The sequence below is a fragment of the Leifsonia sp. LS1 genome (assembly GCF_020521355.1).
In the GTDB taxonomy this organism is placed as follows: Bacteria; Actinomycetota; Actinomycetes; order Actinomycetales; family Microbacteriaceae; genus Leifsonia.
Map to the genome: position 1 here is coordinate 282,459 of NZ_BPER01000002.1, position 22,165 is coordinate 304,623.

Annotated in this window: 19 protein-coding genes; 5 read left to right on the forward strand and 14 right to left on the reverse strand. The window is 71.1% G+C overall.

The features are described from left to right. Nucleotides 1-26 precede the first annotated feature (26 nt). Nucleotides 27-800, reverse strand: a complete 774-nt coding sequence (locus tag LLS1_RS04680) for a YidC/Oxa1 family membrane protein insertase (protein WP_223360715.1) — start codon at nucleotides 798-800, stop codon at nucleotides 27-29. 68 nt (nucleotides 801-868) lie between these two features. Further along, the gene (locus tag LLS1_RS04685) at nucleotides 869-1,174 is read right to left on the reverse strand and encodes a DUF6412 domain-containing protein (protein ID WP_226653798.1); all 306 of its coding nucleotides are present in this window, start codon (nucleotides 1,172-1,174) and stop codon (nucleotides 869-871) included. An 85-nt stretch (nucleotides 1,175-1,259) separates the two neighbouring features. Here LLS1_RS04685 and LLS1_RS04690 point away from each other — a divergent pair, with 85 nt between their 5' ends. Both LLS1_RS04690 and LLS1_RS04695 read left to right on the forward strand, forming a co-directional pair. Further along, nucleotides 1,260-1,925, forward strand: coding sequence for an SDR family oxidoreductase (locus tag LLS1_RS04690; protein ID WP_226653799.1), 666 nt, complete (start codon nucleotides 1,260-1,262; stop codon nucleotides 1,923-1,925). A gap of 10 nt (nucleotides 1,926-1,935) precedes the next feature. Further along, nucleotides 1,936-3,618: a long-chain-fatty-acid--CoA ligase gene (locus tag LLS1_RS04695; RefSeq protein ID WP_226653800.1), complete on the forward strand. Its 1,683-nt coding sequence runs from the start codon at nucleotides 1,936-1,938 to the stop codon at nucleotides 3,616-3,618. 24 nt (nucleotides 3,619-3,642) lie between these two features. Here LLS1_RS04695 and LLS1_RS04700 read toward each other — a convergent pair whose 3' ends face one another. The 12 genes from LLS1_RS04700 to LLS1_RS04755 all read right to left on the reverse strand — a co-directional run bounded on the left by LLS1_RS04700 (nucleotide 3,643) and on the right by LLS1_RS04755 (nucleotide 19,013). After that, the gene (locus LLS1_RS04700; protein ID WP_226654037.1) at nucleotides 3,643-4,077 is read right to left on the reverse strand and encodes a PaaI family thioesterase; all 435 of its coding nucleotides are present in this window, start codon (nucleotides 4,075-4,077) and stop codon (nucleotides 3,643-3,645) included. Nucleotides 4,078-4,130: 53 nt separating this feature from the next. Further along, a complete protein-coding gene (locus tag LLS1_RS04705) occupies nucleotides 4,131-5,864 on the reverse strand; it encodes an APC family permease (RefSeq protein WP_226653801.1) in 1,734 nt (577 codons plus the stop codon). A gap of 81 nt (nucleotides 5,865-5,945) precedes the next feature. After that, nucleotides 5,946-6,863, reverse strand: a complete 918-nt coding sequence (locus LLS1_RS04710) for an oxygenase MpaB family protein (protein ID WP_226653802.1) — start codon at nucleotides 6,861-6,863, stop codon at nucleotides 5,946-5,948. Beyond that, nucleotides 6,860-7,417 carry a YbaK/EbsC family protein gene (locus LLS1_RS04715; RefSeq protein WP_226653803.1) on the reverse strand — a complete coding sequence of 186 codons (558 nt, stop codon included), beginning with the start codon at nucleotides 7,415-7,417 and terminating at the stop codon, nucleotides 6,860-6,862. Before LLS1_RS04715 ends, LLS1_RS04710 begins: the two co-directional genes overlap by 4 nt. A gap of 105 nt (nucleotides 7,418-7,522) precedes the next feature. Beyond that, on the reverse strand, nucleotides 7,523-9,022 hold the full coding sequence (gene gatB / locus LLS1_RS04720; protein ID WP_223360708.1) for an Asp-tRNA(Asn)/Glu-tRNA(Gln) amidotransferase subunit GatB: 1,500 nt from the start codon (nucleotides 9,020-9,022) through the stop codon (nucleotides 7,523-7,525). Continuing rightward, a complete protein-coding gene (gene gatA / locus LLS1_RS04725; protein WP_226653804.1) occupies nucleotides 9,022-10,569 on the reverse strand; it encodes an Asp-tRNA(Asn)/Glu-tRNA(Gln) amidotransferase subunit GatA in 1,548 nt (515 codons plus the stop codon). Before gatA ends, gatB begins: the two co-directional genes overlap by 1 nt. 2 nt (nucleotides 10,570-10,571) lie before the next feature. Beyond that, the gene (gene gatC, locus LLS1_RS04730; protein WP_226653805.1) at nucleotides 10,572-10,868 is read right to left on the reverse strand and encodes an Asp-tRNA(Asn)/Glu-tRNA(Gln) amidotransferase subunit GatC; all 297 of its coding nucleotides are present in this window, start codon (nucleotides 10,866-10,868) and stop codon (nucleotides 10,572-10,574) included. A 62-nt stretch (nucleotides 10,869-10,930) separates the two neighbouring features. After that, the gene (locus tag LLS1_RS04735) at nucleotides 10,931-12,682 is read right to left on the reverse strand and encodes an alkaline phosphatase family protein (protein ID WP_226653806.1); all 1,752 of its coding nucleotides are present in this window, start codon (nucleotides 12,680-12,682) and stop codon (nucleotides 10,931-10,933) included. 27 nt (nucleotides 12,683-12,709) lie between these two features. Next, nucleotides 12,710-13,939, reverse strand: coding sequence for an alpha/beta hydrolase (locus LLS1_RS04740; protein WP_226653807.1), 1,230 nt, complete (start codon nucleotides 13,937-13,939; stop codon nucleotides 12,710-12,712). A 231-nt stretch (nucleotides 13,940-14,170) separates the two neighbouring features. Then, nucleotides 14,171-16,558: an NAD-dependent DNA ligase LigA gene (gene ligA / locus LLS1_RS04745; RefSeq protein WP_223360703.1), complete on the reverse strand. Its 2,388-nt coding sequence runs from the start codon at nucleotides 16,556-16,558 to the stop codon at nucleotides 14,171-14,173. Nucleotides 16,559-16,604: 46 nt separating this feature from the next. Continuing rightward, nucleotides 16,605-17,705 carry a tRNA 2-thiouridine(34) synthase MnmA gene (gene mnmA / locus LLS1_RS04750; protein WP_226653808.1) on the reverse strand — a complete coding sequence of 367 codons (1,101 nt, stop codon included), beginning with the start codon at nucleotides 17,703-17,705 and terminating at the stop codon, nucleotides 16,605-16,607. Between the two features lie 129 nt (nucleotides 17,706-17,834). Continuing rightward, nucleotides 17,835-19,013 carry a cysteine desulfurase family protein gene (locus LLS1_RS04755; protein WP_226653809.1) on the reverse strand — a complete coding sequence of 393 codons (1,179 nt, stop codon included), beginning with the start codon at nucleotides 19,011-19,013 and terminating at the stop codon, nucleotides 17,835-17,837. Between the two features lie 71 nt (nucleotides 19,014-19,084). On the opposite strand from LLS1_RS04755, the gene glgX reads away from it, so the two are divergent. The 3 genes from glgX to LLS1_RS04770 are packed head-to-tail and all read left to right on the forward strand — an operon-like array spanning nucleotide 19,085 to nucleotide 22,154. Beyond that, entirely contained in the window at nucleotides 19,085-21,160 is a 2,076-nt protein-coding gene (gene glgX, locus LLS1_RS04760) for a glycogen debranching protein GlgX (protein WP_226653810.1), read from the forward strand. Then, nucleotides 21,160-21,657 carry a Cys-tRNA(Pro) deacylase gene (gene ybaK, locus LLS1_RS04765; RefSeq protein WP_223360699.1) on the forward strand — a complete coding sequence of 166 codons (498 nt, stop codon included), beginning with the start codon at nucleotides 21,160-21,162 and terminating at the stop codon, nucleotides 21,655-21,657. Before glgX ends, ybaK begins: the two co-directional genes overlap by 1 nt. Beyond that, nucleotides 21,657-22,154, forward strand: coding sequence for a GNAT family N-acetyltransferase (locus LLS1_RS04770; RefSeq protein WP_226653811.1), 498 nt, complete (start codon nucleotides 21,657-21,659; stop codon nucleotides 22,152-22,154). The genes ybaK and LLS1_RS04770 overlap by 1 nt, the downstream gene beginning before the upstream one ends. The last annotated feature ends 11 nt before the right edge of the window (nucleotides 22,155-22,165 follow it).

Below are 22,165 nucleotides of genomic sequence, written 5' to 3' on the forward strand. Positions count from 1 at the left end.
CCCCGTCGTCAGCTCGGGCACCGGGGTCAGTGCGACGTCGAAGGCGTGGCCGTCCCCTCCGGTCGACGGCGGGCGGGGTCGAGCAGGCGACGCAGCAGCCAGCGCTCCGCGACGGTCCACGCCGTCGAGGTCAGAATGTACACGGCCGCCGCCAGCGGGACGAACGCCGCGAAGACCACCGTGACGTAGGGCAGGAAGGACAGCGCGCGCACCATCCCCGACGGCGCGGCGCTCCCTTCGGGCTGCGGGAGGGCGAGCACGCGGCGGGAGACCGTCGTCACGACCGCGATGAGCGCCAGCACGGCGAGGTAGACCCCCATCGCCGGCCAGACCGGTCCCGCTCCCGTCAGTCCCAGGAAGCTCGTGCCGAGCGGGGCCCCGAACGCGCGTTCCCCCAGCAGTTCGTTCGGGTGTCCGGCGATGGTCGCGTGCGTGAAGACCGCGTACACGAGGGAGATGACCGGGATCTGCGCCAGCAGCGGGAGCATCCCGGCGAAGGGCGACGTGCGCTCCCTCCGATAGAGCTCCACGGTCGCCTGTGCGAGCTTCTCGCGGTCGGCCCCGTGCTTCTTCTGGAGGGCGGCGAGCTGCGGCGCCAACCGGCGGCGCACATACTCCGCGCGCACCTGGCTGACACCGACGGGGAGGAGGATCGCGCGGACGAGCATCGTGAGCACGATGATCGCGACGATGCCGGCCGCAGTGCCGGCGAAGGGTTCGACGGCGTCGGAGACGCCGGTGACGAGGCGGTACGCCCCGTCGAGGAGGGCCGCGACGGGCGGCCAGGAGAAAAGGTCCATGGGTGTGTTTCCCTGCTGTCGGACGGACGTGGAGTCGTCTGGCCGAGTGCAGGGGCAGCACGCCCCGACTACACGGCCGGCAGGAGGGATCCCGGCGCTCGCGGGCGCGGGCGCCCGTCGGTGTCGGGGTGGGAGGCGCTTTCGACGCGCGCGGCCACCTCGGGCTCGGCGGGCCGGGACCAGACCGTGCGCCCGCGCAGCGAGGCGGCGAGGGCCGCGACGGAACGCAGCGACGTGGCGGCGACGGCCGCGACCAGGCCGATGGCGCCCGCCACACCGGCGGCGGCGATGATGCCCGCCGGGCCGCTCGCGCTCCACGAGACGCCCAGGGCCGACGCGACGAGATGCGCGAGGAGCTCCAGGACGGCCGACATGTGACGACGCTAACAAAATCCCGCGCGGATGTCTGTGCACGTTCGCCGTGAGCGCACCCCGCTGGAGAGGGAGCAAGATGGAGTCATGTCTCGAGTAGCGATCGTCGGTGCCCACGGAAAAGTCGCCCAGCAGCTCATGCGGGTGCTCTACGACCAGGGGGACGACTTCGTCGGCGTCGTGCGCAACGACGAACACGCGGAGGACGTGTACCGACTCGGGGGCACCGGCGTGCTGGTCGACATCGAGACCGCCGACGTCGACGCGCTCGCTGCGGCCTTCGAGGGCTGCGACGCGGTCGTGTTCTCGGCCGGCGCGGGAGGCGGCTCGGGCGCCGAGCGCAAGCGCACGGTGGACTACCTCGGCTCCGTGAAGTCGGCGGAGGCCGCGGCGAGGGCGGGCATCCGCCGCTTCGTCCAGGTGTCCGCCTGGGGCGTCGACAACCCGGTGGCCGACGACGCCGCGCCCGACTGGCGCGCCTACGTGGACGCCAAGCGCGACGCGGACGACGCACTGCGGCGCTCGGGGCTCGAGTGGACCATCCTGCGACCCGGCGCCCTCACGTTCGACGAGGGCACCGGCCGGGTGACGCTCGGCGAGTCCGTCGAGCGCGGCAGCATCCCACGCGAGGACGTCGCCCGGCTCATCGCCGCCTGCCTCGCCGAGCCCGGCACGATCGGGAAGGTGTGGGAGGTCGTCTCGGGCGACACCCCGCTGGACGAGGCCGTACGGGCCTTCGCCGCGCCCGCGTAGGCTTGCGCGCGTGAGCATCTACAGCGAACGCCCCTGGGTCGCGAGCTACGCGCCCGGCGTCCCGGCCGACGTCGACGTCCCCGCCGGTTCCCTCGCCCACCTGATCGACGAGTCCGTGAAGACCTACGGCAGCCACGTGGCTCTCGAGTTCTTCGGCGCGACCACGACGTACGCCGAGCTCGGCGAGCAGATCGCGCGCGCCGCCGAGGGTCTCCGCAAGCGCGGCGTCCGCAAGGGCGACCGCGTAGCGCTCGTGCTGCCGAACTGCCCGCAGCACGTCGTCGCCTTCTACGCCGCGCTGCGGCTGGGCGCCGTCGTGATCGAGCACAACCCGCTCTACACGCCGCGCGAACTCCGCCACCAGTTCGAGGACCACGGCGCGACCGTCGCCATCGTCTGGGACAAGGTCGCCGCGACGGTGCAGGACCTCCCCGCCGACCTCGGCGTCAGCACCGTGATCTCGGTCGACATGACGACGGCGATGCCGGCGGGCAAGCGGTTCGCCCTGCGTCTCCCCGTCCGTAAGGCCCGCGAGGCCCGGGAGGCTTTGACAACCAAGGTCTCGGGCACGGTCACCTGGGAGCAGCTGCTCTCCGGCCGCAAGCTGAAGGCCTCGTCGCCGCGGCCGCAGGCGGACGATCTCGCGCTCATCCAGTACACCAGCGGGACGACCGGGCTGCCGAAGGGCGCGATGCTCTCGCACGCCAACCTCACGGTCAACGCGGCGCAGGCCCGCGCCTGGGTCCCCGCCGTCGAGCGCGGTCGATCCGTGGTGTACGCGGTCCTCCCCCTGTTCCACGCCTACGGGCTCACGCTCTGCCTCACGTTCGCGATGAGCATGGGCGCCCGGCTGGTGCTCTTCCCGAAGTTCGACCCGGACCTGGTGCTCGATGTCGTCAAGAAGCGCCCGGCCACGTTCCTCCCGGCCGTCCCGCCGATCTACGACCGCCTCGTCCAGGCCGCCGACAAGCGGAAGGTCTCGCTCGCGGGCATCGACATCGCCATCTCCGGCGCCATGGCCCTGCCCCAGGATGTGGTCGGCGAGTGGGAGAAGCGAACCGGAGGCTACCTCGTGGAGGGCTACGGCCTCTCGGAGTGCTCGCCGGTGCTCATGGCCAACCCTGTGAGCGACGGGCGCAAGGCGGGCACCGTCGGGCTCCCTCTCTCCAGCACCGAGCTGCGCATCGCGGATCCGGAGGACCCGCAGACCGATCGCGCGTTCGGTGAGGAGGGCGAGCTGCTCGCCCGCGGACCGCAGGTGTTCTCGGGCTACTGGCGCAAGCCGGATGAGACCGCCAAGGTGCTCACGGCGGACGGCTGGTTCCGGACCGGGGACATCGCCACCATGGACGAGGACGGCTTCGTCCGCATTGTCGACCGCATCAAGGAGCTCATCATCTCGGGCGGCTTCAACATCGCGCCCACCGAGGTGGAGGACGCCCTCCGCTCGTTCGAGGGCGTCGCCGACGTGGCCGTGGTGGGCCTCCCGGACGCGCACAGCGGCGAGAAGGTCGTCGCGGCCGTGGTGATGGAGCCCGGTGCTTCCTTCGACGAAGCGGCCATCCGCGCCTACGCGCGCGACACTCTGACCGCGTACAAGGTGCCGAAGTCCGTCGTCCAGGTGGACGACCTCCCGCGCTCCATCGTGGGCAAGGTCATCCGCCGCGCGGTGCGGGAGCAGCTGCTGGCGTAGGGGCCGCGCCGAGGTCGTGTACGGTCACCCGATCGGGAACACCAGCAGCGATCCGGTCGCCGTGGCCACCACCTTGCCGGCCCGATCGGTGACGACTCCGTCGGCGAAGGCGACACGGTTGCCGGGTTTGGTCACGGTGCCGACGCAGGTGAGGGGACCGGAGTCGGCCAGCACGGGCCGCAGGTAGTTGACGTTGATCTCGATGGACGTGTAGCCCTGCCCCGGGGCCAGCGTCGACTGCACCGCGCAGCCGAGCACCGAGTCGAGGAGGGTGCACACGAGGCCGCCGTGCACGGTGCCGATGGGGTTGTAGTGCGACTCGTCCGGCTCGCAGACGAACGTCGCCGTTCCGACGTCCGCCTGCGTGAGCGTCATGCGCATCAGCGCCGCGATGGGCGGCGGGGGCAGTTCGCCGGCGATCATCGCCCGGAGGTAGTCGAGTCCCGACATCGTGGGCATCACCGCCACTCCCGGCGCCGGGTCCTCCCATTCGACGATGCGCCGGCGTTCCGTCACGTGCCGTCCTCTCGCGGGGTCGCCGGGCCGTCGGTCGGCTCGACCGGCTCCAGTGTCTCAGCGTTCAGCGGGATCTGCCCAGGGGGCAGATTCGACCGGTCGGGCGCGATGACGGTGCGCGGCGGCGTCGAGTCGGGGAGGCCGAACGTCGGGACCCCCGCCGGCGCGAGCACGAGGGCGTGCGATCGCTTCGGCAAGGTCTTGCCGCGGAAGTAGTCCGGTTTGCGCCACCACCAGATCGCCATGAGCACGAGGCCGATCAGCAGGCCGCCGACGCCGACCACGGCCTCCGCGCCGATGCCGAAGATCGTGACGTTCTTGCCGTTGTCGTCCGTCAGCCAGTCCGGCGCCGAGAAGCTGATGAGGCCGTAGACGAACACCGCCAGCAGCATGACGCCTCCGACGAACGGGAAGACGCCGCGCATGACGACATGGCGGAAGGAGGTGAAGAGCGTCTTGCGGTAGAACCACACGCAGGCGAACCCGGTGAGCCCGTAGTAGAAGGCGATCATCAAGCCGATGGAGCCGATCAGCGCGTTCAGCAGCGACGAGCTGATGAAGGTGAAGATCAGGTAGAAGAGCGCCGAGACGAGTCCCATCCCGATCGTCGCCCAGGTGGGGGTGAGGAACTTCGGGTGGATACGGGCGAACTGCGTCGGGATGGCCTTGTACGCCGCCATCGAGAGCGCGGTGCGCGCGGTCGGCAGGATCGTGGTCTGCGTGGACGCCGAGGCGGAGGTCAGGATCGAGAAGCCCAGGAGGGCCATCAGGATCGAGCCGACGACTCCCCCGCCGAACAGGGTCGGGCCGATGGCCGAGAAGACGTCGCCGGAGTTGGCGGGGTTCGCGAGCCCGATGCCCTTGTCCCCGACGCCCGCGAAGGCCACGGTCGCGACGGTGACGACGGCGTAGGTGCCGAGCAGCAGCAGGGTGCTGATCACCGCTGCGCGGCCGGGGGTCTTGCCCGGGTCCTTCGTCTCCTCGTTGATCGACACCGCCGTGTCCCAGCCCCAGTAGATGAAGATCGCCGTCAGCATCGCCGGGGCGATGGTCTTGGCGAAGTCGAGCGTGAACGGATTGAACCAGTCCCATTGCGGGATGAGCGAGTACGGCTCGGCGGTGCCCGTGTACACCCGAACCAGTGCGAACACCGCGAAGAAGATCAGGATGACGACCTCGAAGCCCAGCAGCACGTACTGCAGCCGGGCGGAGATCTCGATGCCGCGGTAGCAGATCCAGGTCATGAGCGCGATCCAGATCAGGCCGGCGATGGTCGTCGCGACGACGTTGGACGCCAGCGCAGAGACCGCCGGCAGCCCGAAGCTGCCGACGAACGTGAACGAGTAGGAGCCGGCGATCTGGGCCAGGTTGGCCATGACGATCACGTCCGCGACGATGATCCCCCATCCGCCCATCCAGCCGGTCACCGGTCCGAACGCCCGGGTCGCCCAGGTGAAGGTGGTGCCGCAGTCCGGCTCGGCCTTGTTGAGCTCCTGGTAGGCGACGGCGATCAGGTACATCGGCACGAACGCCAGGAGGACGATCCCGGGCGCCTTCACCCCGGCGGCGAGCGTGCCACCGACGACGATGAATCCGAGGCTCGCGGCCAGGCTGTAGGCCGGAGCCGTGGATGCGACGCCGACGACGACGCTGGACACGAGTCCGAGCGCGCCGTCCTTCAACCCCTTCGACTCGATGTCGTCCGGTCTCTGCGGAACGGTCGCGGTCATGTGCACCTCCGGTACATGAGGTCCGCTCACCTCCGAGCGGGCGCAGGAGACAGCGTAACTCCGTTCGGAGCCGACGGGTCGCTACGCGTCGCCGCGATCTTCTGACAGTCTGCTCAGACGGCGGCGGGCGGCGAGCTCCGCCTGGGTCTGCGGACCGAGGAGGCTGCCCGCCCCGCGCAGCACCGCGGCCGTCGCCCGATCGAGCGGGAGCAGGCGCTCGGAGGGTCGCTCTGGGAAGCCGAGGAGCTGCCGGTGACGCGGCTCCAGCGTCGAGACGGCGGCACGGAACAGCACCCGGTACGACGGGCGGAGCATGCGCCGCACCGGAGGACGGCGGATGAAGCGGACGATCTCGTCCACCTCGGGTCCTCCGCGCAGGTTGCCCGCCTCCGTCACGGCGCCGATGGCCGAGCGCAGGCCGGCCGCCGTGCCCGGCGCGTCGTCCACGCCCATCAACCGGGCGGCGCGCGTCCACTCTGCGACGTAGCCGTCGGCACCGCCCGGGATGGGTCCGCCCCACCTCTCATGCGCGGTCAGGAAGGCGTCGGTGAAGGCCAGGTGGACCCACCGGGCCAGTTCGGGGTCCTCTGCCGAATAGGGCCGCGTGATGCCGTGGCCGTCGACGAAGGTGCCCGCCACGCGGCGGTGCAGCGACCGCACCATCTCGGACCCGGCGATCGCCTGCCCGGTGCTGCCGTAGGTCACGGTGTGGATCCATCGGATCGTGCCGGCCAGCCGGCCGAGCGGATCCTCGCGATAGCGGGAGTACTCCCGCACCCCCGCGAGCGCCCCGGGGTGGAGGGCTTGCAGCAGCAACGCGCGGATGCCTGCGACCAGCGTCGGCATCCCGCCGTGCACCACCCAGGCGGCGCTGCCGGGACCGAAGTAGCCGGCGTCGTCGCCGTCCTCCAGCCGGAGGATCCACTCCGGGACGACATCGGAACGGCCCGCGAGCGTCTCGACCAGGCGCGATCGCACCGGAGCGAGGAGGCCGCTCATGCTGCCGGGATCTCCGTCCCGAGCCCGTCGACGATCCGTGCCTGCGGCAGCGCGGCGAGCAGCCGTCCGGGCACGAGGATCTTCGACCGGCGGACGCCCGACCCCACGATCACGACATCCGCCCGCCCGACGCGCGCGTCGACGAGCACCGGCCAGTCTGCCGGGAGCCCGATGGGGGTGATCCCGCCGTACTCCATCCCGGTCAGCTCGACAGCGCGTTCCATCGGCAGGAAGGACGCCTTGCGCACGTCGAGCAGACGCCTCACCGTGCCGTTGACGTCGGCGCGGGTCGTCGACAGGACGACGCACGCCGCGATGCGCTCGGCGCCTTCGCGTCTGCCGCCGACGACCACGCAATTGGCGAGCGTCGCCGCATCCAGGCCGAATCGCTCCCGGGTGGCGGCGGTGTCGGAGACGCCGGGGTCGATCTCGACCACTCCCACGTCGTCGAGCAGGCCGCGCACCGTCAGCGCGTCGAGAACGGCGGGTGCGAGCAGGTCGGTGCGTGAGGCGGCGGGGACCGAGGTCAACCCACCCAGAGTGAAGACGCCCATGCGCCCACTCTGCCGCCCGAACCTGCGCACTGTCCCTGAGCCGGGCACGGCGGAGCCCCGCACACCTGGGCGCGTGCGGGGCTCCGCCGGAGTGGTCCGTGCCTCCTACTGCGCGGAGCGCTCCAGGACGAGCTCACGCACGCGGGCGGCGTCGGCCTGGCCTTTCATGGCCTTCATGACCGCGCCGATGACGGCGCCGGCGGCCTGCACCTTGCCGTCGCGGATCTTCGCGAGCACGTCCGGCTGAGCGGCCAGCGCCTCGTCGATCGCCGCGATGAGCGCGCCGTCGTCGGAGACGACCGCGAGTCCGCGGGCGTCCACGACCTCCTGCGGCCGGCCCTCGCCGGCGACCACACCCTCCAGCACCTGGCGCGCGAGGCGGTCGGTGAGCGTTCCCGCCTCGACGAGGCCGGCCAGCTCGGCGACGTGCTCCGGGCTCACCAGCGTTCCCGCCGGGACGTTCGACGCGTTCGCCAGACGGGCGATCTCGCCGGTCCACCACTTGCGCGCGGCCGCCGCGGTCGCACCTGCGGCGACGGTCGCCTCGACCTCGTCGAGCAGGTCGGCGTTCTCCACGTCCTGGAACTCCAGAGCGGTGAAGCCCCAGTCGGCCGCGAGACGCTTGCGGCGGGCCGCGGGCTGCTCGGGCAGGGTGCCGCGCAGCTCCTCGACCCACTCGCGGCTCGGAGCCACGGGGACCAGATCCGGCTCAGGGAAGTACCGGTAGTCGTCGGCGTCGCTCTTGGGGCGGCCGGCGCTGGTGGTGCCCGTGTCCTCGTGCCAGTGGCGCGTCTCCTGCGTGATCGTGCCACCGGCCTCCAGGATCGCCGCCTGGCGCTGGATCTCGTAACGCACGGCGCGCTCGACGGAACGCAGGGAGTTGACGTTCTTGGTCTCGGTGCGCGTGCCCAGCTGGTCGGAGCCGCGGCGGCGGAGCGACACATTGGCGTCGCAGCGGACGTTGCCCTCCTCCATGCGCGCGTTCGAGACGCCGAGCGCCTTCACGATGTCGCGGATGGCCCGCACGTAGGTGCGGCCGATCTCGGGGGCGTCGTGCTCGGCGCCCTCGATCATCCGTGTGACGATCTCGACCAGCGGCACTCCGCCGCGGTTGTAGTCGACCAGCGAATAGTCGGCGCCCTGGATGCGTCCGGTGGCTCCGCCGACGTGCGTGAGCTTGCCTGCGTCCTCCTCCATGTGCGCGCGCTCGATGAGCACCGTGACCTCGCGGCCCGACTCGAGCTCGATGGTGACCGACCCGTCATGGGCGATCGGCTCGTCGTACTGCGACGTCTGGAAGTTCTTCGCCGTGTCCGGGTAGAAGTAGTTCTTGCGCGCGAAGCGGCTCGACTCGGCGATGTCGCAGCCGAGGGCGAGGCCGAGACGGATGCTCGACTCGATCGCCTTCTCGTTCACCTGCGGCAGTCCGCCGGGCAACCCGAGGCACGTCGGGCAGGTGTTGGTGTTGGCGCCCGAGCCGAATTCGTTCGCGCAGCCGCAGAACATCTTCGTCTTGGTGTTCAGTTCGACGTGCACCTCGAAGCCGAGCACCGGCTCGAACAGCTCGAGGGCTTTGTCGAAGTCCATCAGTTCCGTTCCGGCCATCAGACGGCTCCCTCTTCGCTCGCGAACATCTCGGTGGCGGCCAGGTCCGGGGCCTGGCTCAGCAGGGTGCGCCCCCACTTCTGCTCCAGAAGCCGCTCGAGCGCGGCTCCGATCGTGTAGAGCCGCGCATCGGCACGGGCCGGCGCCATCAGCTGCATACCCACCGGGAGGCCGTCCTCCGGCGCGAGACCGATCGGCAGCCCCATCCCGGGGACGCCGGCGAGGTTGGCAGGGATGGTGGTGATGTCGTTGAGGTACATCGCCATCGGGTCGGCCAGCTTCTCGCCCAGCTTGAAGGCCGTCGTCGGGGCGCTCGGGCTGACGAGCACGTCGACCTTCTCGAACGCGGCGGAGAAGTCGCGCTGGATCAGCGTGCGGACCTTCTGCGCGCTGCCGTAGTAGGCGTCGTAGTATCCCGCGCTGAGGGCATACGTGCCGAGGATGATACGGCGCTTGACCTCGGGGCCGAAGCCGGCCTCGCGAGTGGCCGACATGACGCGCTCGACGGTGACCGGGCCCTCCTGCGGGTCGACACGGAGGCCGAAGCGCACGGAGTCGAAGCGCGCCAGGTTGCTGGACGCCTCGGCCGGGAGGATGAGATAGTACGCGGCGACGGCGTACTCGAAGCTCGGGGCGCTCACCTCGACGACCTCGGCGCCGGCACCCTCCAGGAGCGCGACCGCCTCGTCGAAACGCTGCTTGACGCCGGGCTGGAAGCCCTCGCCGGCGATCTCCGTGATGACGCCGACGCGCACGCCGCGCAGGGCGCCGTCCGCCAGGCCCGCGCGCGCTGCGGCGGCCATGGACGGCCAGGTGTCGGTGAGCGACGTGGAGTCGAGCGGGTCGTGCCCGGCGATGACGTCGTGCAGCAGACCGGCGTCGAGCACGGTGCGCGAGACCGGGCCGACCTGGTCGAGCGAGCTCGCCAGCGCGATCGCGCCGTAACGGCTGACGCCGCCATAGGTCGGCTTGACGCCCACCGAGCCGGTCACCGCCGCGGGCTGGCGGATCGAGCCTCCCGTGTCGGAGCCCAGGGCGAACGGCGCCTCGAAGGCGGCCACGGCCGCGGCCGAGCCTCCACCCGATCCGCCCGGGATCCGCTCGAGATCCCAGGGGTTGCGGGTCGGGCCGTACGCCGAGTGCTCGGTGGAGGAGCCCATCGCGAACTCGTCCATGTTCGTCTTGCCGAGCGGAACCAGGTCGGCCTCGCGCAGCTTGCGGACCACGGTGGCGTCGTACGGCGGCAGCCAGCCCTCGAGGATCTTCGAGCCGGAGGTCGACGGCATGTCGTTGGTGGCGAGCACATCCTTGATCGCGACCGGCACACCGGCGAGCGGCCCGAGGGCGTCGCCGGACGCGCGACGGCCATCGATCTCGGCGGCGGTGCGGAGCGCCTTCTCCCCTGCGACGTGCAGGTAGGCGTGCACGTCCGCGTCGACGGCCTCGATGCGGTCGAGGTGCGCGCGGGTCGCCTCGACGGACGAGACCTCCCCCGCCGTGAGCAGGTCGGCCAGGGCGGCGGCACTGAGCCGGGTCAGATCCGTCATGGTCACTCCTCGTCCAGGATGGCGGCGACCTTGAAGCGGTCGCCGTCGCGTGCGGGGGCGCCGGAGAGCGCCTGGTCGACCGTCAGCGAGGGCCTGACCTCGTCGCGGCGGAACACGTTGGTCAGCGGCAGCGGGTGACTCGTCGCGGGCACGTCCGGCCCGGCGACCTCCTGCACCTTGGCGACCGACTCCACGATCTGGCCGAGCTCGTTCGTGAGGCTCTCGATCTCTTCCTGGCTGAGGTCGATCCTGGCGAGGTTCGCCAGGTGCGCGACTTGTTCTGCGCTGATTTCAGACATGCGTCTCCGTGAGTATCGGTGTGGTGAGGTGCCGCGGGTGCGCCCGGCGGCCCGTATCGATTCTATTGCTCGCCGAAGAGCCCGAGGCCGAGACGGTGCACGGCGTCGTAGGCCTCCTGGTAGGTGACCGGGATGCCGTCCCCCGGCCGACCGTAGCGCGCCGTCAGCAGCCCGACCAGCCCCACCCCCGGCGGGCTCAGCGGACGGTCCTGGTCACCCGGCTGCGGGGCGTCCGACTCCGGATTCGACGGCAGGTACTGCGGGTGCGTATCCGGCCAGGTGCCGGGCTGGCGCGGAGTCGACAGATTGACGGCGTCGCGGAGCGTGCGGGCGCCGCGGTCGCGCTCGGTCAGATTCTCGAGCCCGTACTTCTCGCACAGCGTCGCGATCACGGCCGCGTGGTGCATCTCCTCGTGGAGGATGGACCCGCGCTCGGTGTACGCGGAGATCGCGATGGCGGGGACGCGCAGCCCGAGCCGGTCGAACATGAAGCCGTTCTCGCCCGGTCCGGTCTGGTCGGGCGGGGTCGCCGGCCCGGGAGGAACGTGGTCGTACGTGCCGCCGTGCTCGTCGAACGTGACCAGCAGCATCGTGTTGAGCGCGTTGGAGCCTTTCGCACTGCGCGAAGAACGGATGGCCGAGTACACGTTGTGCAGCAGCAGATCGCCCGCACGCACGTCGGAGATGGCGCCGCCGACGACGATGCCGCCCGCGACGTCCTCCTCCGTCATCGGGCCGCCCGGCGGATGCATGTCGTTGTGGTCGTACAGCAGCCGCGGCTCGACGAACGCGTAGTCGGGCAGGGTGCCCTCCGCCACGTCCTTGTAGAAGTGGGACATCGTGCGGAAATTGGTCCGCCAGTACGGCTCGAGCGCCGGGGCGTGGATGAAGCCGGTGAGCGAGATCAGCTGACGGTCGTCGTAGTAGACCCGCCAGGTACGCCCTGCCTCCTCCAGCCGGTTGAAGATCGTCGGCGCGTCGTTGGCGGGATCGAACCACTTGCGGAGCCCGCCCTCGCCGCCGTTGTCCACGTAGCCGTGGGAGGTGGAGGCGTGGAAGAAGGAGCGGTTGCAGAACGTCTGCGACGGCACCGCGCAATGCCAGTCGTCGTACACGGCGAACTGCCGGGCGAGCGTCGAGAAGACGGGGAGCATGTCGGGCGTGAACGCGCCCATGATGCGCCGGTAGTCGTCGACGCCCGGCTCCTGCCCGGTGTCTTTGCGCAGCACTCCGATGTAGTCCTTCACGAAGCCGGACATCGTCGGCCTCTGGCCCGGCTGCGGCGCGTTGTAGGGCGGCTGCATGTCCTTCACCAGCGCGTCGGCGTTCGACGGCGGGTCGACGATGCCGAACAGCTGGGTGTTGACGTGCGGATAGACCTCGCCCGGGTCCGGGGACGGCTGCCGCATCACGAAGTCGGTGGTGCCGTCGTAGGCGTGCACCGGGATGTCCGGACCGCCGTTCGGATCCGGGTTGCTGTACTCGCCGAACGCCAGACCGTCGAAGCGCTTGCCCTCCGGCAGGGTCTTCTCGTCATAGAGCCAGCCCAGGAGGTTGTCGAACGAGCGGTTCTCGTACATCAGCACCACGAGATGGTCGAAGCCCGGCTTCGCCCGGGGCGGCAGCGGTGGAAACTCCTCGCCCGGCTCCGCACGCGGCGCCTCGCCCGGCACGGCGCGGGAGGCGTACGCTGCTCCGGCCGCCGCTCCCCCGGCGCCGCCGGCGACGGCCCCCGCCGCCACCAGCCCCGCACCTTTGAGGAAGTCGCGGCGCGACGACCCGCGCCTCTCCTGCTGCTCGTCGTCCGATCCCATCCCGTCCATTATGCGGGCGCGGATCGCTCAGAGCACGAGGCGGCCCTGATCGATCCCGATCATCGCGAGGTTGCGCATGCACTCCGTCCCCGCCGTGAAGTACTCGTTGTGGCCGCTGGATCCGGCCAGGGTGCGATGCGTGAGGGGGTCGACGGCGCCGGAGACCCCCATCCGCTTCGCGCCGTACGACGACGATCCGGGGTCGCTGCCGAAGAACGCGCTGTCGACGATCGGGTCCATCGGCGCCTCACCGACGAAGACATTGCCGTCGCGCACCGACAGATCCTTCACGGACTGCGCGTCGCTCCCGGGCGAGCCCATCAGCGCCAGCGCGTCCACCTCGACCGTGCCGCGCTCGAGCGCGAGCAGCGCGGCCGTCGACCCGTAGGAGTGGGCGAACACGCTGAGGTAGGGCGGGTCGGCCGCCCGGAGGCTCGTGATGCCCTCGAGCGTGCGCTCCAGACTGTCGGCGCCCTGCTGTGCGAGCTCCAGCCCGCCGATGTTCGTGAGCACGGGCGTCTGGTAGCCGATCCACGCGACGACCGCGACACCCGGGACGGTCGACCCGGCCCGCGGGCCCAGGAGGCGCGTGAGGAAGCCGGTCTCCTGATCGTGGAGGTCCTGCGCGACCTCCGCCCACGCCTCGATCTGCTCCCCGACCGACATGTACATCCCGGGAACCAGAACGCTGACGTACTTCGCGGTGCTGAGGTCGCCGACGACGATCGCCGCCTTCGCGTTCTCGGAGGTGTCCAGCGAGACGAGCGTGCGCTTCACGCCGTCCTTCTTCGCCAGCGCCGTCTTCACATTGCCGAGCGTGGTCAGCTGACGCTGCAGGGCCAGCCGCTCCGTCTTGCCGCGCTCCGTCTTGAGGTCTGCTGTGGCGGTCGCGATCGTGCGTGAGAGGTCGAGCGCGTTCGCCTTACCGCGGACGCTGTACGGCACGCCCTCCAGGTTGCCGACGAGGTGCGGCGTCTCGGAGAGCAGCACGGCCTGCTGCTTGCTGTCGAGCAGGGACCAGACGCGGCTGACGTCGCTCGCGGCGGGCGGATCCGAGATGAGCTTGTCGATCTCCGCCCGATGGCCGGACAGGTAGGCCGGGAGGGCGGATGCGCTGACAGCGGCGAGGCGGCCGAGCGTGCTCGCCGCCGCGGCGGCAGCGGTCTGGCCCGACGCGGAGGAACCGGAGGTGACGCCGGCTGCGGGGACGGCCGCAACGGTCGAGACGGCGGAGACGGGCGCACTGTCTGCGGACACGACAAAGGCCCCGGTCAGTCCCGAGACTGCCGAGGTAACGATAGAGACAGCTGCAAAGCCGACCAGCACTCCGTCCGGGTCCCTCCGAGAGCGAGCGAGCTAAGCCCTTGCAGTGCGCACCGGGTGAGCGCACTCTTCGATGGTATCGGGGAAAACATGGACGTCGGCAGGACGTTCTACCCCCGATTCAGGGGGAGACTTGAAATCCTGTCCGCGCTTTGGCTGACCGATTCACACGGTTTCGAGGGCGTCCGGACCCTTTTCGACGAGGATCCGGAACTGCGCGGCGTCGAGCACGCGCAATCCGAGCTCCTCGGCCTTCGCGAGTTTCGACCCCGCTCCGGGCCCCGCGGCGACGAAATCGGTCTTCTTCGAGACGCTCGACGCCGCCTTGCCGCCCGCCGCGATGATCGCCTCCTGGGCGCCCTCGCGCGTGTACCCGTCGAGCGAGCCGGTGGCGACGACCGTGAGCCCGGCGAGCACACCACCGGCCTCGGCCGCCGCGCCCGGCCCCGGGTGGCCCGGGGTGGCGAACTGCACACCGGCGCGCGTCCATCGGTCGACGATGTCGACGTGCCAGTCGACGCCGAACCAGTCGATGACGGCGTCGGCGATGATGCCGCCCACTCCGTCGACCTGCGCCAGCTCCTCCCGCGTCGCCGCGCGGATCGCGTCGAGCGAGCCGAAGTAGTCGGCGAGCGCGCGTGCGGCGACCGGGCCGACGTGCCGGATGTTGAGGGAGACGAGGAGGCGCCAGAGCGGCTTGGTCTTGGCGCGCTCGAGCTCGGCGAGCAGCTTCGTCGCGGCCTCCGACGGCAGAACGGGCTGGTAGTCCTTGCGGATGCCGAGCCGACGGCGCTCCGCCGGGTCGAGCTCCTCCGTGCCGGGCGGATAGGTCTTCGCCCCGAGACGCTGGAAGGGGGACCGCCGGATCGGCTCGCCGGTGGCTTCGTCGAGCTTGACCTCACCGGTCTCGGAGTCACGGACGAGCACCTCGACGGGCACGAGTTCGTCGATGTCGAGATCGAACAGCCGGGCCTCGGTCACCAGCGGCGGAGTGGCCGGGACGACCGGCTGCGTGAGCGCTGCCGCCGTGACCTCACCCAGCGCCTCGATGTCGAGGCCGCCCCGGGACCCGATGTGCTCGACCCGACCGCGCACCTGGGCGGGGCACGACTGCGCGTTCGGACAGCGGAGGTCGATGTCGCCCTCCTTCATCGGCCGCAGCGGAGTGCCGCACTCCGGGCAGACCTCCGGCATGTGCCACTCGACCTGCGTGCCGTCGCGCAGCTGCTCGACGGCGCCGAGGATCTCGGGGATGACGTCTCCGGCCTTGCGCAGCACGACGGTGTCGCCGATCATCACGCCCTTCGCCCGCACGACCTGCTGGTTGTGGAGAGTCGCCTGGCGCACCGTCGAGCCGGCGACTTTGACCGGCTCCATCACGGCATACGGCGTCGCGCGACCGGTGCGGCCGACGCCGACGACGATGTCGAGCAGCGTGGTGTGCACCTCCTCGGGCGGGTATTTGTACGCGATCGCCCACCGCGGCGCCCGGCTGGTCGCGCCGAGCTCGACGTGCAGCTCCAGCTCGTCCACCTTGACCACGATCCCGTCGATCTCGTGCTCGACGTCGTGCCGGTGCTCTCCGCGGTCGGCGATGTACCCGGCGACGTCGTCGACGGTGTCGAACACGCGCGAGTGCGGCGAGACGGGGAGGCCCCAGCCGGCGATCAGGTCGTAGATCTCCGACTGCGCGACGACGCCGGGATGCTGCCAGGCGCCGATCCCGTGCAGGTAGAGCGAGAGGCGGCCGAGGCGCTCGCGCATCAGCTCCAGTTCGAAGGGGCTCTTGTTCTCGCGACGTTGGCGGAGGCTGCCCGCCGCCGTGTTGCGCGCGTTCGCGAACTCCGGGTACCGCGTCTTGATCCTGTCCTCCGGTCGGCCCTTGGCGCGCTCCTCGGCCTCGAAGGCGGTCTGCAGCGCGCGCTGACGCTCGTTGAGCGCCTCGAAGTCGGCCGTCGCGAGGAACACCTCGCCCCGCACCTCGAAGAAGGGCGGGAAGCCGGAGCCCGTCAGGCGCCGCGGGATCGCGGGGATCCACTCGACGTTCTCCGTGATGTCCTCGCCGACGCGGCCGTCACCGCGGGTCGTCGCGGTCTCGAGCACCCCGTCGCGGTAGGCGAGGCTGATCGCGAGACCGTCGATCTTGAGCTCGGTCAACCAGCGCACCGGCCGGCCGGCCGCGGCCGCGGTCTTGGCGGCCCACTCGCGGAACTCGTCGATCGAGAAGACGTTGTCGAGGCTGAGCATCCGCTCGGCGTGCTCGTGCTCGGGGAAGCCGACGGAGGCGACGGTCGCGCCGACCTGCTGCGTGGGGCTGTCCTGCCCGGCGAGCTCGGGGAAGGCGCGCTCGATGGCCTCGAGCCGGTGGAAGTCGGCGTCGTACTCGGCGTCGGAGAGCGCTGAATCGCCGTCGCCGTAGTACGCGACGCGCGCCCCCTCGATGCGCTCTGCCAGCCGCTCCGCCTCGGCCCGCGCCGCAGCGAAATCGAGCCCATCGAACTCGACCGGCTCACGGTCGACGGGGGTGTCACTCGTCTCAGAGGTGTCGCTCACCCTGACGATTCTAGAGAGGACCGCCGACAGCGATCGAGCCTCCCGCTCAGGCGGGGACGGCGGAGACCGTGCGGTCGATCGTCGTCTGGCCCAGCACGCGCGTGCCGACGTAGACCACGGCGGTCTGGCCCGGCGCGACGCCATCCAGCGGGATCAGCGGACGCACGACGAGCTCGCCCCCGGCGACCCACGCACGCGCCGGAACGGGATCGGCGTGGGCTCGGATCTGCACGTCGCAGTCGAAGGGGGTGCCGGGGTCGGCGGGCGGGAGGCCCGCCCAGGTGAAGCGCGATCCCGCGATCTCCGCGATGTCGAGCGCCTCCTTCGGGCCGACGACGACGGTGTTGTCCTTCGGGCGCACCTCGAGCACGAACCGGGGTCGCCCGTCCGGCGACGGGTAGCCGATGTTCAGGCCCTTGCGCTGCCCCACGGTGAACGCGTGCGCTCCCTCGTGGGTGCCCAGCCTGTTGCCGTCGCGGTCGAGGATGTCGCCCTGCTCGGCGCCCACGCGCTCGGCGAGCCAGCCGCGCGTGTCTCCGTCGGGGATGAAGCAGATGTCGTGCGAGTCCGGCTTGTTCGCGACGCTCAGACCGCGTGCGGCAGCCTCCGCCCGCACCTCCGCCTTCGACGGGGTGGCGCCGAGCGGGAACATCGCGTGAGCGAGCTGATCGGCCGTCAGCACGCCGAGCACGTACGACTGGTCCTTCGCCCACGCGCTCGCGCGGTGCAGCTCGCGGTTGCCGTCGTCGTCGGTGACGACCGCGGCGTAGTGCCCCGTGCACACGGCGTCGAATCCGAGGTCGAGCGCCTTCTCGAGCAGGGCGGCGAACTTGATCCGCTCGTTGCAGCGCATGCAGGGGTTCGGCGTGCGGCCCGCGGCGTACTCGGCGATGAAGTCGTCGACGACGTCGAGCTTGAAGCGCTCGGAGAAGTCCCACACGTAGTACGGGATCCCGATGATGTTCGCAGCGCGCTGCGCGTCCATCGAGTCCTCGATGGTGCAGCACCCGCGGCTGCCGGTGCGGAGCGTCCCGGGCATCCGGCTGAGCGCCAGGTGCACACCGACCACGTCGTGACCAGCCTCCACCGCGCGCGCCGCCGCCACGGCGGAGTCCACTCCCCCGCTCATCGCTGCCAGAACTTTCACCCGAAGAGTCTACGCCGCCCGGCCTGCGCGTCGCCCGAGGCGGGCACAGGGGTCGCATCCGGCCGGAAACGCCGGCGTATTCCGGCAGAACGCGACCCCTGTCGGCAGGGAGGGAGGGAGGGGGCGTGCTCAGGCGAGGCGAGGGGCGCGGGTCGCGTGGCCGGCACGGGCGGCCTGGGCGTACGCGCCGGGCAGAGCCGCGAGCAGGGCGTCGACGTCGGCGTCCGTCGAGGTGCGACCCAGCGTGAAGCGCAGGGCGCTGCGGGCATCGCGCTCGTCGCGCCCCATGGCCAGGAGCACGTGGGAGGGCTCGGGGATGCCCGCGGTGCACGCGGACCCGGTCGAGACGGAGAGCCCGGCCATGTCGAGCAGGAACAGCAGCGAATCCCCCTGCGCCCCTGGGAAGACGAAGTGGGCGTTGCCCGCCACGCGCTCCCCCGACGCCGGCCACGGACCGCTGAGGACGGCCTCCGGCACGGCGGCGCGCACCCCCGCGATCAGGCGGTCGCGCAGCACCGCGAGCCGCGCGGTCTCGGCGACGCGCTCGCGCTCGACCGCCCGGGCCGCGACGGCGAAGGCGACGGCGGCCGCGACATCCTGCGTTCCGCTGCGCACCTGGCGCTGCTGGCCGCCGCCGTGGATCAGCGGCACGACGGTGGAGGTCCGGCTCAGGACGAGGGCTCCGATGCCGCCCGGGCCGCCGATCTTGTGGGCGGACACGCTGAGCGCGTCGATGCCGAGCCCGGCGAAGTCGATCGGCAGATGCCCGTACGCGGCGACGGCGTCGACGTGGACGGGCACACCCGCCTCCCGCGCCGCTGCGGCGAGCGCCGCCACGGGCTGCACGGTGCCGACCTCGTTGTTGACGGCGAGGAAGGTGAGGAGGGCCGTCGTGTCCGGATCGTCGATCGGGCCGGGGAGGATGCGGCCCTCGTCGTCGAGCCCGAGCCAGGAGGGCGTGGCCCCTTCGGCGCGCTCCAGCCATTCGACGGCTTCCGTGGTCGCGTGGTGCTCGCCTCCGGGGACGAGGATGCGCGGGCGCGACCGGCCTGTGTTGCGTGCCCAATAGAGGCCTTTGATCGCGAGGTTGACGGACTCGGTGCCACCGGAGGTGAAGACGACCTCGATGGCGTCGCAGCCGAGGGTCGCCGCCACGGTCTCGCGCGCCTCCTCGAGCATCCGTTTGGCCTGCTGGCCCTGGCTGTGGATGCTGGAGGGGTTGCCGACGACGCCCATCGCGTCGGCGTAGGCGGCGATGGCCTCGGGGCGCATGGGGGTCGTGGCGGCGTGGTCGAGATAGACCGGCACCGGGCCCTCCTCGGTTCGCTGGGGCGACGCGCGGGCGGGTGCGCGTCGCGTCACTCACTACTCTAGATCGCATGACCTCCCCCGATCCCCTGCGCAATCTGGGTGTCCGTGTCGGGCCGCACGGCGGCGAGCTGCGTGTGTTCTCCGAGCACGCCGACGCGATGGAGCTGTGCCTGTTCGATGAGCGCGACCCGAACTGGCTGGTGAAGACGCGGCCGATGACCAGGGATGCGCACGGGGTGTGGTCGGTGCGCTCGAGGTCGCTGACGGTCGGCAGCCGGTACGCCGTGCGCGTGTCGGGACCGGCGTCTCCGCAGAACGTGTTCAATCCGGAGACGCTGCTGCTCGACCCGTATGCGCGGTCGCTGGTGCGCGCCGGATCGGACAGCTGGCGCGGCGTGGTGATCGAGGACGGATTCGACTGGGGCGAGGCGCGCAAGCCGGCGACGCCGCTGGACCACACGGTGGTCTACGAGACGCACGTGCGCGGGTTCAGCAAGCTCAACCCGGCGGTGCCCGAAGAGCTGCGGGGGACCTATGCCGGGCTCGCGCACGAGTCGTCCATCGGCTATCTGCGCGACCTGGGGGTGACCGCGGTCGAGCTGCTTCCCGTGCACGCGTTCGTTTCGGAGCAGCGGCTGCAGCAGCAGGGGCTCACGAACTACTGGGGGTACAACACCCTGAACTTCTTCAGTCCGCACGCGGCGTACGCCTCCCGTGCGGCGCAGGCGGCCGGGCCGGAGGCCGTGCTGGCCGAGTTCAAGGGCATGGTCAAGCTGCTGCATCTGGCCGGGATCGAGGTGATCCTCGATGTCGTGTACAACCACACCGCCGAGGAGGGCATCGGCGGTCCGCGCACGAGCTTCCGCGGCATCGACAACGCGACGTACTACCGGCAGGACGACCAGGGTGTGTACATCGACGTGACGGGCTGCGGCAACACGGTGGACTTCGGCGACCCGGTCCCCCAGCGGCTGGTGCTCGATTCGCTCCGGTACTGGGCGGAAGAGATGCAGATCGACGGGTTCCGGTTCGATCTCGCCGCCACGCTCGGACGCGGTGCGGATGCGTCGTACTCACGCGAGCATCCTCTGCTGCAGGCGGCGCTGAGCGATCCGGCTCTGCAGGGCGTCACGCTGATCGCGGAGCCGTGGGACGTGGGGCTCGGCGGCTGGCAGACGGGCAACTTCCCGGACGGATGGTCGGAGTGGAACGACCGCTACCGCGATCGGGTGCGCAACTTCTGGCTGGCCGATATCGCCGAGGCGCGACGCAACGGGCAGGCCCCCGTCGGCATCGGCGGGTTCGCGACGCGTCTCGCCGGGTCGTCGAACACCTTCTCCCCGGAGCGGGGGCCGCTCGCCTCGGTGAACTTCGTCACGGCGCACGACGGCTTCACGATGGCGGATCTGACGGCCTACGACGTCAAGCACAACCTCGGCAACGGCGAGGACAACCGTGACGGCACCGACAACAACCGGTCGTTCAACCACGGCGTCGAGGGGCCCACCGTCGACGAGCAGGTGCTGCTCGACCGGCACAAGGCCATGCGCAATCTGATGGGGACGCTCCTGCTGTCGGCCGGGGTCCCGATGATCGCGGCCGGCGACGAGTACGGCCGCACTCAACGCGGCAACAACAACGCCTACTGCCACGACAGCGAGCTCACCTGGTTGAGCTGGCTGCGCACGCGCGAGCAGCGTGAGTTCGAGGAGACCACGAAGCGTCTGCTGGAGCTGCGGCGCAGCAACCCCGCGCTGCGCCCGAGCCGGTACGCCGTCTACGGCCAGACCACTCCGAACGCCAGCCACATGGACTGGTTCGACGCCTCCGGCAGCGGGATGGACGACGTGGACTGGAACTCCCCCGAGAACCGCACGCTGCAGTACCTGGTGGCGTCGACGCCGGACAAGGAGGAGTTCAACCGCGTTCTGCTCATCGTGCACGGGGTGGAGGACGACGTGGAGGTGTCGCTCCCGGTCGCCCCCGGCGTCGAGTCGTACCAGCTGCTCTGGGACAGCGCGACGGAGGTGCCGATCCCGGAGGATCCGACTCTCCTCCCGCCCGGGTCGAAGCGTCTCGTCGGCGGGACCTCGATGCAACTGTTCCGTGCCAACGGGCCGCGCGACGATCGGCCGGCGGACTGATGGCGAAGGCGAAGGCGGCGACGGCCGGGACTCCCGCCACGGTGGCGCTCGGCGCGGCGGGGCTGCCGTTCGCGGTGCACCCGTACACCCACGATCCGGCCGCTCCGTCATACGGGTCGGAGGCGGCGGAGGCTCTGGGCGTGGAACCGGAGCGCGTGTTCAAGACGCTCCTCGCCGACACCGAGCTCGGGCTCGTCGTCGGCGTGGTCCCGGTCACGGGATTGCTCGACCTGAAGGCCCTGGCTGCGGCCGTGGGAGCCAAACGCGCGGCGATGGCGGACCCGGCGGTCGCCGAACGCCGCACCGGATACGTCGTGGGCGGGATCAGCCCGATCGGCCAGAAGACGCGGCACGTCACGGTCGTCGACGAGACGGCGCAGCTGTTCGACACCGTGTTCGTCTCGGGCGGGCGACGCGGTCTCGACATCGAGCTCACCCCCGCCGCACTGCTGACGGCGACGGACGGCGCCTACGCGGCGATCGCGAAGGAGGCCTGATGGCGGGGCGGACGATCGAGGTGCGCCCGGCGACGGTGGCCGACGCGCCGGGGATCGCGCACGTGCACGTCACCGCGTGGCGGGAGGCGTACGCCCGGCAGGTGCCCGCGGAGTACCTCGCAGCGCTCGACAGGGACCGCCGTGCGGCCTCCTGGGCCGCCCTCATCGCGTCCGGGACGACGGGCGTTCAGGTCGCGGAGTCCGGCGGCGCGATCGTCGGCTGGGCGAGCACCGGAACGGGGCGGGACGCCGACGCCCCGGTGCCGCTCGAGCTCGAAGGGCTGTACACCCTCGCGAGCGTGTACGGATCCGGGGCCGGCCAGCGCCTTCTCGACGCGGCGATCGGCAGCGCGGACGCCTACCTGTGGGTGATGGCCGACAACCCGCGCGCGCGTACGTTCTATGCGCGCAACGGATTCCGTTTCGACGGCTCGACGAAGGTCGAGACGATCGGCGCGACGGGTGTCGAGGTCGTGCGCCTCCTGCGCACCGCCTGATCCCGTCTCCC

Coding starts and splice junctions, on each gene's coding strand:
- LLS1_RS04690 (WP_226653799.1), top strand. CDS start 1,260: ATGTCTCGAGTAGCGATCGTCGGTGCCCACGGAAAAGTCGCCCAGCAG.
- LLS1_RS04685 (WP_226653798.1), bottom strand. CDS start 1,174: ATGTCGGCCGTCCTGGAGCTCCTCGCGCATCTCGTCGCGTCGGCCCTG.
- gatC (WP_226653805.1), bottom strand. CDS start 10,868: ATGTCTGAAATCAGCGCAGAACAAGTCGCGCACCTGGCGAACCTCGCC.
- gatB (WP_223360708.1), bottom strand. CDS start 9,022: ATGGCCGGAACGGAACTGATGGACTTCGACAAAGCCCTCGAGCTGTTC.
- LLS1_RS04700 (WP_226654037.1), bottom strand. CDS start 4,077: ATGCCCACGATGTCGGGACTCGACTACCTCCGGGCGATGATCGCCGGC.
- LLS1_RS04770 (WP_226653811.1), top strand. CDS start 21,657: ATGGCGGGGCGGACGATCGAGGTGCGCCCGGCGACGGTGGCCGACGCG.
- gatA (WP_226653804.1), bottom strand. CDS start 10,569: ATGACGGATCTGACCCGGCTCAGTGCCGCCGCCCTGGCCGACCTGCTC.
- LLS1_RS04705 (WP_226653801.1), bottom strand. CDS start 5,864: ATGACCGCGACCGTTCCGCAGAGACCGGACGACATCGAGTCGAAGGGG.
- LLS1_RS04710 (WP_226653802.1), bottom strand. CDS start 6,863: ATGAGCGGCCTCCTCGCTCCGGTGCGATCGCGCCTGGTCGAGACGCTC.
- LLS1_RS04680 (WP_223360715.1), bottom strand. CDS start 800: ATGGACCTTTTCTCCTGGCCGCCCGTCGCGGCCCTCCTCGACGGGGCG.
- LLS1_RS04735 (WP_226653806.1), bottom strand. CDS start 12,682: ATGGGATCGGACGACGAGCAGCAGGAGAGGCGCGGGTCGTCGCGCCGC.
- ybaK (WP_223360699.1), top strand. CDS start 21,160: ATGGCGAAGGCGAAGGCGGCGACGGCCGGGACTCCCGCCACGGTGGCG.
- glgX (WP_226653810.1), top strand. CDS start 19,085: ATGACCTCCCCCGATCCCCTGCGCAATCTGGGTGTCCGTGTCGGGCCG.
- LLS1_RS04715 (WP_226653803.1), bottom strand. CDS start 7,417: ATGGGCGTCTTCACTCTGGGTGGGTTGACCTCGGTCCCCGCCGCCTCA.